This window comes from Rhodopila sp., from assembly GCF_965277825.1.
In the GTDB taxonomy this organism is placed as follows: domain Bacteria; phylum Pseudomonadota; class Alphaproteobacteria; order Acetobacterales; family Acetobacteraceae; genus Rhodopila.
This window is the reverse complement of sequence record NZ_OZ255846.1, coordinates 1,892,047-1,905,377: the sequence shown is the minus strand read 5'-3', so window position 1 is coordinate 1,905,377 and position 13,331 is coordinate 1,892,047. Positions and strand designations below refer to the sequence as shown.

At 63.2% G+C, this 13,331-nt stretch carries 11 protein-coding genes and 3 pseudogenes; 8 read left to right on the top strand and 6 right to left on the bottom strand.

Annotated features, from left to right (window positions below):
* Nucleotides 1–14 precede the first annotated feature (14 nt).
* The 5 genes and pseudogenes from ACQY4T_RS09555 to ACQY4T_RS09535 form a co-directional block, all read left to right on the top strand.
* Nucleotides 15–444: pseudogene (locus tag ACQY4T_RS09555) on the top strand (IS5 family transposase); the annotation flags it as partial.
* Nucleotides 445–1,371: 927 nt separating this feature from the next.
* A protein-coding gene (locus ACQY4T_RS09550; RefSeq protein WP_428531896.1) for an IS630 family transposase occupies nucleotides 1,372–2,441 on the top strand; the annotation gives its coding sequence in 2 pieces (ribosomal slippage) (nucleotides 1,372–1,861 and nucleotides 1,861–2,441; 1,071 coding nt in all).
* A gap of 210 nt (nucleotides 2,442–2,651) precedes the next feature.
* Nucleotides 2,652–2,966: pseudogene (locus tag ACQY4T_RS09545) on the top strand (transposase); the annotation flags it as partial.
* On the top strand, nucleotides 2,963–3,310 hold the full coding sequence (gene tnpB, locus ACQY4T_RS09540) for an IS66 family insertion sequence element accessory protein TnpB (protein ID WP_428540710.1): 348 nt from the start codon (nucleotides 2,963–2,965) through the stop codon (nucleotides 3,308–3,310). The pseudogene ACQY4T_RS09545 and the gene tnpB, both read left to right, overlap by 4 nt.
* A 126-nt stretch (nucleotides 3,311–3,436) precedes the next feature.
* Nucleotides 3,437–4,132: an IS66 family transposase gene (locus ACQY4T_RS09535; RefSeq protein ID WP_428540707.1), complete on the top strand. Its 696-nt coding sequence runs from the start codon at nucleotides 3,437–3,439 to the stop codon at nucleotides 4,130–4,132.
* A 181-nt stretch (nucleotides 4,133–4,313) separates the two neighbouring features.
* On the opposite strand, the gene istB is transcribed toward ACQY4T_RS09535, so the two are convergent.
* Both istB and istA read right to left on the bottom strand, forming a co-directional pair.
* Nucleotides 4,314–5,159, bottom strand: coding sequence for an IS21-like element helper ATPase IstB (gene istB / locus ACQY4T_RS09530; RefSeq protein WP_428531136.1), 846 nt, complete (start codon nucleotides 5,157–5,159; stop codon nucleotides 4,314–4,316).
* Nucleotides 5,156–6,190: an IS21 family transposase gene (gene istA, locus ACQY4T_RS09525; RefSeq protein WP_428538017.1), complete on the bottom strand. Its 1,035-nt coding sequence runs from the start codon at nucleotides 6,188–6,190 to the stop codon at nucleotides 5,156–5,158. The genes istB and istA overlap by 4 nt, the downstream gene beginning before the upstream one ends.
* Nucleotides 6,191–6,224: 34 nt before the next feature.
* Here istA and ACQY4T_RS09520 point away from each other — a divergent pair.
* From ACQY4T_RS09520 to ACQY4T_RS09510, 3 genes and pseudogenes are all read left to right on the top strand, one after another.
* Nucleotides 6,225–6,587 (top strand): annotated as a pseudogene (locus ACQY4T_RS09520) (IS66 family transposase); the annotation flags it as partial.
* A gap of 89 nt (nucleotides 6,588–6,676) precedes the next feature.
* Nucleotides 6,677–7,051, top strand: coding sequence for an IS66 family transposase (locus ACQY4T_RS09515; RefSeq protein WP_428540704.1), 375 nt, complete (start codon nucleotides 6,677–6,679; stop codon nucleotides 7,049–7,051).
* Nucleotides 7,052–7,135: 84 nt separating this feature from the next.
* Complete coding sequence (locus ACQY4T_RS09510; protein WP_428540701.1) at nucleotides 7,136–7,315, top strand: transposase; 180 nt, start codon at nucleotides 7,136–7,138, stop codon at nucleotides 7,313–7,315.
* Nucleotides 7,316–7,443: 128 nt separating this feature from the next.
* Here ACQY4T_RS09510 and ACQY4T_RS09505 read toward each other — a convergent pair whose 3' ends face one another.
* The 4 genes from ACQY4T_RS09505 to ACQY4T_RS09490 form a co-directional block, all read right to left on the bottom strand.
* Entirely contained in the window at nucleotides 7,444–8,331 is an 888-nt protein-coding gene (locus tag ACQY4T_RS09505; RefSeq protein ID WP_428540698.1) for a LuxR C-terminal-related transcriptional regulator, read from the bottom strand.
* Between the two features lie 1,328 nt (nucleotides 8,332–9,659).
* The gene (locus tag ACQY4T_RS09500; protein ID WP_428540695.1) at nucleotides 9,660–11,951 is read right to left on the bottom strand and encodes a xanthine dehydrogenase family protein molybdopterin-binding subunit; all 2,292 of its coding nucleotides are present in this window, start codon (nucleotides 11,949–11,951) and stop codon (nucleotides 9,660–9,662) included.
* Nucleotides 11,951–12,433: a (2Fe-2S)-binding protein gene (locus ACQY4T_RS09495; protein ID WP_428540692.1), complete on the bottom strand. Its 483-nt coding sequence runs from the start codon at nucleotides 12,431–12,433 to the stop codon at nucleotides 11,951–11,953. Before ACQY4T_RS09495 ends, ACQY4T_RS09500 begins: the two co-directional genes overlap by 1 nt.
* Complete coding sequence (locus tag ACQY4T_RS09490) at nucleotides 12,430–13,251, bottom strand: FAD binding domain-containing protein (protein WP_428540689.1); 822 nt, start codon at nucleotides 13,249–13,251, stop codon at nucleotides 12,430–12,432. Before ACQY4T_RS09490 ends, ACQY4T_RS09495 begins: the two co-directional genes overlap by 4 nt.
* Nucleotides 13,252–13,331 lie beyond the last annotated feature (80 nt).

The window sequence follows — 13,331 nt, the reverse complement described above, 5'->3', positions numbered from 1 at the left end:
GCCGACACCGCGCGGCCTGCATCGATCCCAAGGGGTATGATGCGGGGAAGAAAGTCAGTGGCAAGAAGCGACATATCCTGGTCGATACCGAGGGCTTGTTGATGGCACGCCGTGGTTCACCCGGCCGACCTCCAGGATCGCGATGGCGGCGTGCTGGTGTTGGCGACATTGTTCGGGCTGTTCCCGTTCCTGAAAAAGCTGTTCGCTGATGCCGGCTACCGGGGCCCGCAATTCCGCCAGCAACTGGCCAAGCTGCTGCCACGGCTCTCGGTGGAAATCGTCAAACGCTCCGATATTGCCAGCAGCTTCGAGATTTTACCCAGACGCTGGGTCGTGGAACGGACCCTTGCTTGGCTCAACCGATGCCGACGCCTGGCCAAGGATTTCGAGAACCTGAGCCGTAACGCCCTCACCTTCATCAAACTTGCTTCGATCCGACTGATGCCTAAACTTTCCGGACAGACTCTAAGGCCGTCCGCAAGCGAGACCTCGTCTTGCGACTGCTGCGGGTGGATCAGTCGAGACCATCTCGCGTCAGGGTGCCATCGAACCCTAATGACGGGGCAGTGGCGCGAGCGAGATGTGGCACTACCTGACGCCGGGCCGAAGGACAACGCCAAAGATGAACCGATCCCAGGCCGGACTGCGTGCCACCTACCATCGCCTGGGGCCAACCGGTACGGAAACCGAATCTTTGCGCCAGAAAACTGTGCGCCTCCAGCGGGGCACGCCTTCTAAACGGGCGAGGTCGCCCTATCGAACTGGCCTGCCGCCTCCTAGTGCCACAACGTGCCACCGGGCTGCGCGTCTTGAGCTTGCTTGCGTGTCGCGCGAGCAAATCTCATGCACCTTCGCAAGCAGCCATCGATTATTGCTGCAGTATCAAAACGGCTAAGACAAGTGAGGTTCGCTGTCGGATCATTCATCGGCCACTCTAGTGTCGTTCTGTCAAATCCTCGATCACCGATAGAAAACGCAATTGTCCGCCTGATTTGTTGTAAAATGTCAAACAACGTGCCGTCCTAGAAAACCCGAGCGTCGATGTGTGACGACGACGGCCCCCCCCTGACGGCCGAGACCGATCCACTTCAACAAGTTGCGCCCTGATCCGGTGGTTGCGGTGTGCCCGGCAAGCTTGCCGCCCGACGCAGCGACTGCGCGGCGTTGGCCGGCAAACGCACACTCAACCGCCTCGCGCTAAGCTACCCGCTCGGCCAAGATTGCGGCCGACGCCGACGCGATCAAATAGTTACTAATACCAGCCGCCACTGAAGACGACTCTCGCTAGATTTCTCGGCCCCCCGATTCTCAAGACCGCGAAAGTACGATTCGCTCTCGCTGCGGCATCGATTCGCTGCATTGGAGGACGCGATGAGCGCAGCGATCAAAATTACTCGCATCGACCACGCGCCGGCGGAACTGCGTGCCCTGGCGGCGAAGAGCGACGACGCCGGCCAGGCCCGGCGGCTGTTGGCAATCGCGATGATCCACGACGGGGTCTCGCGGCTTGATGCCGCGCGCCAGGCGGGCATGGACCGTCAGACCCTGCGCGACTGGGTGCATCGTTATAACCATGCCGGCCTTGACGGCCTGGTGTCGCGCAAGCCACCGGGGGCGCGCGCCAAACTGAGCGAGGCGCAGATGGCGGAACTGCGCGAGCTGGTGATCGCCGGGCCTGATCCGAACATCCATAAGGTCATCCGCTGGCGCTGTGTCGATCTGCGCGCCGAGGTGACAAGGCGGTTCTCGGTCACCGTACCCGAACGCACGATCGGCAAGTGGCTGCACAAACTGAAGCTCACCCAGCTGCAGCCGCGGCCGTATCATCCCAGGAAGGATGCGGCGGCGCAGGAGGCTTTTAAAAAAACTTCGGTGCCAGCCTGAAGCAAGCCCTGAACGGCTGCACCGCGGCCACGCCGGTGGAGATCTGGTTCCAGGATGAGGCCAGGGTCGGGCAGAAAGGCTCGCTCAGTTATGTCTGGGCGCCGGTCGGTTCGCGTCCGCCGATGCTGCGCGACAACCGCCACGACACCGCCTACATCTTTGGCGCGATCTGTCCGGCACGCGGTGTCGGCGCGGCGATCATCGCGCCAGCCGCCAACATGGAATGCATGAACCTGCACCTCGCCGAGATCAGCACGCAGGTCGCGCCCGGCTCGATCGCGGCGATTATCTGTGACGGCGCCGGGTGGCATCAGCGCGGCGGCGACATCAAGCTGCCCGACAACATCGTGCTGTTGCCGCTGCCGCCCTACGCCCCGGAACTTAACCCGATGGAGAATGTCTGGGATTACCTTCGCGCCAACAAACTCTCCGCCTGCGTATGGGACAGCTACGACGAGATCCTCGAGGCTTGCGCAGAGGCCTGGAACTGGCTGGTCGATGATCCAGATCGAATTCGATCCATTGGCACCAGGGAGTGGGCAACAGTCAGTGTCTAGGGCGGCTGGTATAATATGGAATGGATCGTAAGCGTTGCGCGGCATCCACATGGCTTTCCAGGGGTTGAGTATGGTTGCCTCCCCTTATGGACACGGACGCGACCCCTGCCGAGACAGTGGCATCAGCAGAGAGCGCCCATACGACCAGTCGTAAGAGCGCTCCGACCCTTCGGGTGGATTTGATCCCGCGCGGACTACCGGCGCCGCTGGACAATCGAGCAGAAGCAGACGATCGCGGCTCAGAGCCTAGCCCCTGGGGCATCACCCACGAACATTACGCCGCAACATGGCATTAGCACGGGTCAACTTTATACTTGGCGGCACGCCCTGAGGGCGGCGCAGCCTGATGCAGCGTTCGGACGCTTTGCCCGCGTTGAAGTGGCACCTCAGCCGGTGGCGCCCTTGGCTATCCCAGCGCGGCCGGGTCTGGTCGAGATCGCGCTGTCCGACGGCACGACGGTTCGCGTCGACGCCGGGATCGATCCGTGTGCCTTGCGCCGTGTGCTGACGGCACTGCGCGGATGATTGTTCTGCCATCGGGCGCGCGTGTCTGGTTGGCATGCGGCTACACCGACATGCGCAAAGGGATGGACGGACTGGCGATGCTGGCCCAGCTGGTGCTGCAAGAGAACCCTTTCAGCGGCACCTTGTTCGCTTTTCGCGGCAAACGTGGCGGACTGATTGAACTGCTTTGGTTTGACGGACAGGGTCTTTGCCTGTTCAGCAAACGTCTGGACAAAGGCCACTTCCAGTGGCCGGTCACCGACATCGGGCGGGTATCGCTGACGCCCGCCCAGCTCTCGATGTTACTGGAATGCATCGACTGGCGCATGCCTTCTCGCGCCCGGCGTCCGGAACTGGCGAGTTGACGGCGATGCTCACGCCAGATTCATTGGACCCGATTTGCAACGACGTTTCAGCCTGCGCGGGTGTTCGAAGCACCCGCAGACCTGCCCGAGGATCCCGCCGCGCTGCAAGCGATCCTGCGCGCGGCGTTGGCCGAGATCGAGCGGCTGCAGTTTCAACTTGCTGGCCTGCAGCGCAATCGCTTCGGCCGCCGATCGGAGAAGCTGGCCGACGAGACGGTGCGACAGGCGAGCGAGGATCTGGAACAGTCCGTGGCCGAGAAGATGGCCGGCCTGGAGGCGGCGAGCAAAGCGAAGACTAGGCCATCTGCCGGCGAGCCCCCTCCTTCGCGTGCTCAGTCGCCCAAGCGCAATCGCGGCGCCTTGGCCGCCCATTTGCCGCGGGTCGGCGTCATTGTCGACGTGGAAGACAAAGCCTGCGCCTGCTGTGGCGGTTCGCTGCATCGGATCGGCGAAGACCAGGCTCAGATGCTGGACTACGTCCCCGCTCAGTTCCGGGTTCGGCTGATCCGCCGACCGCGTTACGGCTGCCGCGTCTGCGAAAATGCTGTCGTTCAGGCCGCCGCACCCGACCGTCCAATCGACGGCGGCATGGCGACCGAGGCGCTGATAGCGCAGGTGCTGATCGGCAAGTACGGCGACCATCTTCCGCTGTGTCGGCAGTCGCAGATCTTTGCCCGTCAGGGCATCGAGCTGGATCGTTCCACATTGTGCAACTGGGTAGGTCGTGCCTGCTGGTGGCTCGCCCCTCTGCACGAGCTGATGCTGAGCACCGTTCTATCGTCGCCCAAAGTGTTTGCTGACGACACTGTCAACGCCGGTTGAAAACTGACCCACCGGTGGCGTGGGGCGCCGGTTGAAAGTTGACCCACCCGGCTGCCTCAGGACGCAGTGGTGCGTTACGGCATGTAAGCCTGCCTCGCTGTTGGGCGCCGAGGTCAAGCCCCGCAGCCGCGCAGCGGGGCGTCGCAGACGCCGGGCTTGAGGTCGGCGACCGACGGCGGGATCATGGGTTCGGCCGGTTCTCGGCGATCGGCCCTGGGAGAGCCGTAGTTGCCGCATCGACCTGTGACGGTGGGTGAGGCGCGGACTTTGGCATGATGCCGCCCTTCCTCTTGTCGCGCAGCCGGTAGCTGTCGCCGCCAATCTGCACGACGGTCGCGTGATGCATCAGTCGATCGAGCATGGCGGCCGTCAGCACGGCATCCCCGGCAAGTGCCTGATCCCAACTGCCAAAGGTCAGGTTCGAGGTCAGCACGATCGACCCGCGCTCATACCGTTTGGCGACCACCTGGAACAGCAGGTTCGCCTGATCGCGCGACAGCGGAAGGTAGCCAATCTCGTCGATGATCAGCAGCCGATACATCGAGACGGCCCGATGCAAGGCTTCCTTTAACCGACCTTGGCGCTGCGCGGTTTCCAGCAACAGCACCAGATCGGCCGCCGGCATGAACCGCGTCTTGATCCCAGCCTGTGTCGCCAGGTACCCCAGGCTGATGGCGATATGGGTTTTGCCGACCCCCGATGGTCCCAGCAGGATCACGTTCTCCGCGCGATCGATGAAGCCCAGTCCTGCCAGGTGCTGGATCTGCTGCTTCGGCGCACCGACCGCAAACGCGAAGTCGAACTGGTCCAGTGTCTTGATCGCCGGGAAGCCTGCAACCCGCGACAGCATCGTCCGCGCCCGGGCCCGGCGGGTCTCCAACTCTCCGCGCAGCACCGTCTCCAGGAAGTCGGTGAAGGATGCCTCGGTCGCGGCCGCGGTCTGCGCCGCGGCGGCGTAGCTCAGCGCAACCCCGCTCAGCCGCAGGTCCAGGCAAAGTTGGGTCAGCCGCTCGTGCTGGAGATTCACCGAACCGCCTGCGCGGCCAGGAGAGCCTCATAGACGCTGAGCGGATGCTGGATCGTGATGGTCTCCAAAGGCTGTCTGATCGACACAACAGGCGCCGAGCGGGGTACATCGCCCTGCCACGGACCCGCCAGCGGCAAAAGCCTTTCCAGTTCCTCCGCAAGCAGCTCCGCCGGAGCCCGCCCGGTCGTGCCGTGCAGCCGCACATTTGCCGTGTCGCGCAGCCACTTGCGGCCTTCGATGTTGGCCGTCGCGGCATCGACCTTGACGCCGAGCGGACGCAACCGGCTGTCCAGCGGCACCCAGAAGCTGTGGCGTAAGTATCGGATGAAACGTTCGACCTTGCCTTTGGTCTGCGCCCGGTACGGGCGGCACAGTCGGGGCAGGAAACCATGGTGATGGGCGAAGTCGCGGAACCCCGGTTGCAGCCGATGCTTGCCCGGACCATACGCATCCCGGCCGATCACGACCGTGCGCATGTTGTCGTACAGCACCTCGTGCGGCGTGCCGCCGAAGAATGCGAACGCCGCCTCGTGGCAGGCGATCAGCGTCTCCAGCCGCTCGTCGGTGACGAACTGCACGTAGGCCATCCGGCTGTGACCCAACACCGCGACAAACACCGACAGCGGATCCGCGCCGCGGCGCATGACCGCCCAGTCGACCTGCATCTGCCGACCTGGCTCGGTCTCGAACCGAACAACCGGGTCGGGAACCGCCACGGGCCGCAAGGATGCCAGATGCTCACGCAGGATGGTGATCCCGCCGGTGTAGCCACGCAGCCTCAATTCGCTCAGCAGCACGATGCCAGGAACCCGATCCGGATCTGCAGCCGCCATGCGCTCCGACAAAAACACCTTGTGGGCGTCAAGCTTCCCCTCAACCGCTGGACGCGCCGTGTAGCCCGGGTCCTCCGTCGATTTGAGATAACGCTTCACTGTGTTGCGTGACACGCCGGTACGGCGGGCAATCTCCCGCACGCTCAAGCCCTGCCGCTTCAAAATCCGGATCTCCATCGCGCTCTCCGCCAGAACCACAGGTCCCTCCGGCAAAGCGCACCACACTAAACACATGGGTCAGTTTTCAACCGGCGGGGTGGGTCAGTTTTCCAGCGGTGGCAACAACACGACATTGCCCGTGCTCGACCCCGGCAACGGCGGCACCAAGACCGGACGTCTCTGGTGCTATGCGGTCGACAACCGCCCCTGGCAGGGACCCGGCCACCCGGTTGCCGCTTATGCCTATAGCGAGGATCGCAAGGCAGAGCATCCGGCCAGCCATCTGAAAGGTTTCCGCGGACTGCTTCAGGTCAACGGCTATGCCGGGTTTGGCAGTCTGGTGAAGGCAGCGGCGGATGATGGGGTGCAACTGGCGTTCTGTTGGGCGCACACGCGGCGCAAGTTCTACAACATCCACGTTGCAACGAAGTTGCCGCTCGCCGAGCAAGCCCTGCAGCGGATCGCCGAGTTGTATGCGGTCGAAGCCGATATCCGCGGCCGATGCAGGTTTGGCTGGCAGAGACCTTGGACCGCATCTCCGGCCGCTCTGCCCTTGCCCAGGCCATCCGCTATGCGCGCAATCACTGGAGCGGATTGGTCTTGTTCCTGGATGACGGTCGCCTGGAGCTTGATACCAACACTGTCGAGCGGGCCATGCGCCCGGTTGCCCTTGGACGAAAAAACGCGTTGTTCGCCGGCGCCAATAGTGGAGGCGAACATTGGGCGCTGGCCGCAACGCTAATCCAGACGGCAAAGCTGAACAAACTCGATCCGCTGGCCTGGTCGACCGATGTCCTTGAACGCATCGTATCAGGACAAACCAAGCGGAACGAATTGCACACGCCGCTGCCGTGGAACTGGAAGCCGGCGTGCATGCCAGCGACGATCAGTTCGGCTTAGCGCCCTGTGGTGCTGGCGCGACGCTTACAACGGATCATGGCGAAGCCAATTTGCGGTTCAACGTCGCCTTGCTGCCCGCCGCCGATGCAAGAGCTGTCCGAGACGATCTACTGTGCCTGGGGCGAGATGGACGACCGCATCAAGAAGGGCCAGCCCGAGCTGCCGGCCGACCGCACTTCGGGAGCGCCCATGCGAGCCAACCAGTTCCGGCTACGGTTTGCCTCGCTAGCCTATGCTCTGCTTGGCGGATTACACCGGGCCTGACGCAACCCGGTTTGCCGCCGCCACGCGCGGCACGATCCTACACAAGCTGCTGAAGATCGGTGCGCTGGTGCGGATCCGGCGAGTTGGAGGCTTGAGCCGACATGAACAAGGTACTGCGGAGTAGGAGCTTACTCAACCAGCCGAGCCTGATTAATCGCCCACATCGCGGCCTGAGTCCGGTTGGTGATACGGAGCTTGCGCAGCAGACTCTTGACGTGGGCTTTGACGGTAGCCTCAGCGACATCCAACGAGCGGGCGATCTGCTTGTTTGATGCACCCAGTGTTAGGTGGTTCAAGATCAGACGTTCACGGTCCGATAAACGTGCCAGATCGCTGTTCGCTGGTGTTGTGCTGTCTGACACGACCGCCGACGTCCGGACCGACTCTAGGATGTTGGACTGGTCTGCAAGCGGCGCATCTATTGACACCGTAGTTACACGCTGTGCCGTAATACCCAAAAACTTGGTAAACCCTTGATGAACGACGACCCCGTCGGCCAGGATCATTTCAAGGGACTTCAAAATTGTATTCGGGCTGACCTCGTCGCGCAAAAGATAACCGGCGACCCCGGCCTCGATTGCGGCAACAAGCTGTTCCGGATCCAGCCGCTCTCTGAGCATGACGACGCGGAGCTCGCGGTGACGCTCCTTCAGCGCCCGAACAGTTCTTAAGACCGCATCCACATCACGGTCAAGTCCTAACATGACAATACTTGCCGTCAGACCAAATCCCTCCGGCGGAACGTCTTCAAGGCTGGTGTAATCTGCCGTCACGCGGAAACGGCTTCCGCTCAACACCCGCCTCAGTCCGGCACGTAGAAGCGGGCTTCTATCGACCAGAACAACGGGGACTATATTGTGATACTTTCGAGCGCGCGGTTTGAAGTTGGCAAGCTGCGAGACCTGGGTTGCTACAGTAACGCTTTCACCGGCAATATCACCAGCCGGAGCGCTGCCCGAGGCGGGAGAGTGTGCCATCGGTGCCGCAGCATCATTCAAAAGATTTGCGCGCGCCATAAGACTTACTCCTTTTACGCCTACCCACACACGGCATTTCGGGGTTCTTTCGGTCAAATTTCAACGAATTAAAAGAACGGCTATATCAATACCCTAAATAAGGTACAATTAGCTGATAACATAGCATAAGCAAGATTGATCGGGCAGGCACCAAAGCAAGTCAAAGCATATATCAAAATGATGGATCAGACGCCATTATTTGGCCACGTTTTAGCAAAGTGACTCTTCCCGTCAAGGCAATCTAGGTGGATGTCACGCGGTCGTGTCAGCTATTCAACACAACACTGAATATAAATGATTAAGCGCAAAGACGGATGCCTGCGGTGCCAGGATCTTTTGGGTCTTGCCCCCGGGATGGCTTCGACTGTCACCGAGCCCTGTTTGGCGAAGCCCTCCAAATCCCCGTCACGCACGATCCGTTGCTGTTTGACCCCGGCAGACCGGCGCCGTGCTGGCCCAACCCAGTCGCAGGAGCGCGCCGAACAAGCGGCAGGTTCCAGGGCCGGTTGAATGCGCTCAACCGACTTGTCCCCAGTGCGCAGGGCGGACACCAAAAGTACGATCTCCTTTCGCGGCACCGCCAGCCAGTGGAGATTACGGAGCAGTGCCGGGAGATTGCTAGAGATTGTCTCCCGGGACCACGGCAGTGTAAGCAGGATGACCCGTTGCCGGCGGAGGCTCCTGTGCCAAGAACCGTAATGGATACAGCGATCAAGGAAGGAGAACGTTCACTGAAACGTACTCTGCGTGAATGTCAAAAGGCACGCGAAGCGATCCGGTGCGTGTTGCGGCAACGCCCAGCGGGCACAAACACTGAAGATCGCGTGAAAGCTGAGAACAGCCGGTTGGCTCGGGTCGAGAGCTACATTTTGCATGCGATTTCTGCCCTGCCCCAGGATCCGAACCTACGCTTGCTGGCACTGGACCAACATGTACAGTCCATTGAATCCCTCCGCAAATGCCCCGACGAAGGGGAAACTGAGGCAAACGAACCCCTGTCGCACAATTAAGCCTGCCTGCGGCACACCCCAAAGCTGACCCGTCGGTACTGCGGCGGCCAGCAATAAATATAAGTCCGCATTCAGAAAATGATAGAGAAGCAGAACCAGTCTCACCGAACAAGCCTGTGGCGGCCTCACCGCATTCGGTTGCTTACCGGAGAAGAAGCCGAGCTTCATCACGCCGCAATACTACAGCGCTATGCGGCTACGTCAATTACTCAACAGTTGCGCATGCCGACGCGCGCAGGCCATGCGTCACGTCCATCCCCTACCGCGTGAAAGAGCCAGGCTCCACCCCCACTGGAAGCGAAAAACACAACGGCGCAATCAGATCCGGGACGGCGGGTTTGACGCCGCAGCCTCCAGCGCCGTCAGCACCTTTTCAGGCGTGAACGGCAGGCTCGTCAGCCGGGCACCACAGGCGTCCTCGATGGCGTTGGCGATGCAAGCGGCGATCCCTAGAATGCCGGCCTCGCCAATCCCCTTCAGCTTGCCAACGCCACGGCCCAGGCCGTGTTCAAACACCACACTCTGAAAATCCAGCGGCAGATCACAGGCCTGAGCCACCCGATACCCTCGCGGGGTCGCGTTTTCCGGATTCGGACCATCGTAGCGCAGTTCCTCGAACATCGCCTGACTCAGCGCCTGAACCGCCGCCCCTTCGATCTGCCCATGGCACGCCTGCACGCTTACCGCTCGGCCCGCATCCGCCCCGACGATCAGCCGGTGGACCGTCACGCGGCCGGTCTCCCGGTCCACTTCCACCTCCGCCGCCGACCAGCAGGGCATCCAGCACATGTTTCTTGCAAGTAACGGAGCAGTCGTGTCATACGGCTCCTTGAAGGCACCACGACCGACAAACTCCCAGCCGATGCCACCGTAATGGCCGCGGATCATCGGCTCCAGCGCATGCACATGATTGCCAACCCGAGCGGTCCAGCCGTCCAAAGTGACCGCGTCGGGCGAACAGCCAAGACGTTCCGCTACAAAACCGACAAGCTGCCGGCGGACCTCCAGCGCGGCTTGCTCCACCGCCAGGCCGGTGACGATGGTGCCGCAACTGACATGGGTTCCGTTGTCCGGCGGCGTATGATCGGTATCGATCCGTGCATAGGCGACGTTGTGCGCCGGCAACCCCAGCACATCGGCGGCGATCTGGCACAACGCGGCACCGGCATTCTGGCCGATCTCCACGACCGCCGCACTCAGCATAGCCTCGCCGCCCTGGGTCAGCTTCAGGATCGCCTGTGCGTGGTTCCCGGTGCCCCCCGCATCCTTCAGCCCGACCGCATAACCCCGGCCGCGGTCCGGCGGACAGGCACCGCTGACGGCTAGACGCTCCGCGACTTCGGTCATGCCGGCCCGCAGATCGCTGTCCATGCCGCTGTCGCCGGGCGCGAACGGCTCCATCGGTGCCAGGAAGTTGCGCATCCGCAATGCCAGCGGATCGACGCCGATGCGCCGCGCGATCATGTCGATTTGCCGCTCGCCGGCCCATGATGCCTGCGTTCCACCGAAGCCACGGAACGATCCACCGGGGATGCAATTGGTGCGCACGATGCGCGCCTTGCTGTCGATCGCCGCCCAGCGATACGGACCGCCGATACGATACCCGGCCTTGATCGCGACCGTCACCGAGGCGTCCGAATAGGCACCGCCGTCCAACACGATATCGGCGCGCCGCGCCGTCAGCCGGCCACCCGCATCCACCCCCGACGTCAGGGTCAGCACCGCAGCGTGCTTGGTCGTCGTCAGCATGCTCTCGTCGAACGTCAGCCCCAAACGCACCGCCACGCCGGCGGCACGAGCCATCAGCGCCACCAGCGGCTCCATCTTGCAATAGGACTTGCCGCCGAAGCCGCCACCCACCGCCGGCGTGTGGAAGCAGACACTGTGCAATGGCATGCCGAACACGCGGGCGATATCGGCGCGGATGACAAATGGGTCCTGGTTGCACGACCACAGTTCCACCCGATCGCCCGTCCATCGCGCGACGTTCACGTGCGGCTCCAGATGGAAGTGATGGATGCGGGTGAAGGCAAAGCGATCGGTGAACACATGCGCCGAAGCAGCGAAACCGGCGTCGGCATCGCCATAGCCGAAGTTGTATTCACTCAGCACGTTGTTCGCCGGTTCGGCGACATTGCTGGACGCCGAACCGACCGGCGGAATCATCCCACCCGCCGGCGCATCGAACAACGCCGGCGCGCCTGGCAATAACGCTGCCTCGGGGGTCATCAGCGCCGGCAGCGGTTCATAGTCGACAACGATCGCCAGTGCCGCCTGGAACGCCGTGAGCTCGTCCACCGCAACAACCGCCGCGACGGTGTCGCCGACATAGCGCACCCGATCCGTCGCGATCACCGGCTGGTCGCGCAGCCCCACGCCATAGAATGGGTCGGCGAGCCCCGCCGTATCCGCGCCGGTCAGGATCGCCGTCACGCCAGGGATCGCCCGCGCGGCGGCCGTATCGATCCGCCGGATGCGGGCATGGGCGTGCGGGCTGCGCAGCAGCTTGCCGTGCTGCATATGCGGCAGCGCCACGTCGAAGCTGTAGGTGGTGCTACCCGTAACCCGGTCGCGCGCCGCGGCTGGAGCGGTCGGGATCAAGCCCTCCATCACGCGGCCTCCCGCGCCATGCGCCGCGCCGCAATCCGCACCGCGTCCAGAATCGCCGAATAGCCGGTGCAGCGGCAGACATGCGCCTCCAGCCAATGGCGGATGGTGGCTTCGTCGGGATTGGCGTCGCGCCGCAGCAGCGCATGCACCGACATGATCATGCCGGCAGTGCAGAAGCCGCACTGCACCGCGCCGCACTCGACGAACGCCTGTTGCACCGCGTCGAGTTGCCCGCGCGGACTAAGCCCTTCAATCGTCTCGATCGTGGCACCTTCGACCATGGCAGCGAAGCAGGCACAGGCAGTCACCGGAATGCCGTCCACCAGCACCGTGCAGGCGCCGCAGACAGCCTGGTCGCAGCCCACCTTGCACCCCGTCAGGCCAAGCTGCTCACGCAGCATCTCGGCAAGGGTCTGCTCGTCAGCCACAACAAGGCGACGGGTCACGCCGTTGATCGTGTAGCTGCGCTCACGAGTGCTCATGCGCTGTCTCCGGCTCGTAGCAAGATCCGCCGGGTCAGGACCCTTACCATGCCGCGGCGATAGGTGGCCCCAGCCCTGCCGTCGCTCATGGGTTCGGGCAGCCTACCGGCAACCTGGTCGGCGATCGCGGCCGCCGCTGCACCAAGTGAGGCGACCGGCAGATCGACCGGCAGACTGACGCAGACCGGTTTGGGATGAGCCATCACAACCGCCACCCGCAGCGCCGCGACCCGACCGTTTGCCTCGGAAAGGCTCAGCCAAACCGATACCGCCGGGCGCAGCGAACGGTCGGCGAACAGCCGGAGGCGTGCCGGCTCCGGAACCACGAAGCCGCTGACCAGCGATCCCGCACCCAGCCCATCGATGTTGATCGGGTGGCCCATCGCGATGTCAGCCTCCGCGCCTAAAGCCATAAGCGCCGGCAGCCCGTCATAGTCCGGCTTGCCTGCCATGACATTGCCGCCGATCGTCCCGGTGAACCGGACCCTGGGGTTGGCGACCCCCAGCCACAGCGCCCCCAGATCGGGCAAAACCTGGCGGATGAGAGGGCTGGCGGCGATGGCAGCGTGGGTCGCCATGGCGCCGATGCGCAGCGACGTCGCGTCCCCGGCGATGTCGGTCAGCCCCGGAATGCCGTCCAGGCGGATCACCCGGTCGACCGGATGGCCGTGTTTCAGCCAATCGATCAGGTCGATCCCGCCGGCCAGGAAGGCGCTGCTGCCCGGTTCGGCGCGAAGTGCCAGCGCCTCGGCCGCCGATACCGGCCGGTGCAGGGTGAACGGTGCAATCTGTCGGCGCGAGCGTAACGCAACCAGCATGGCAAGGCTCCTAGCGCTGAGCGGACGGACGCAATGCAATAGCTCCGTGCCAACCTGCGGCCGGCCGTGACCGCGGTCAC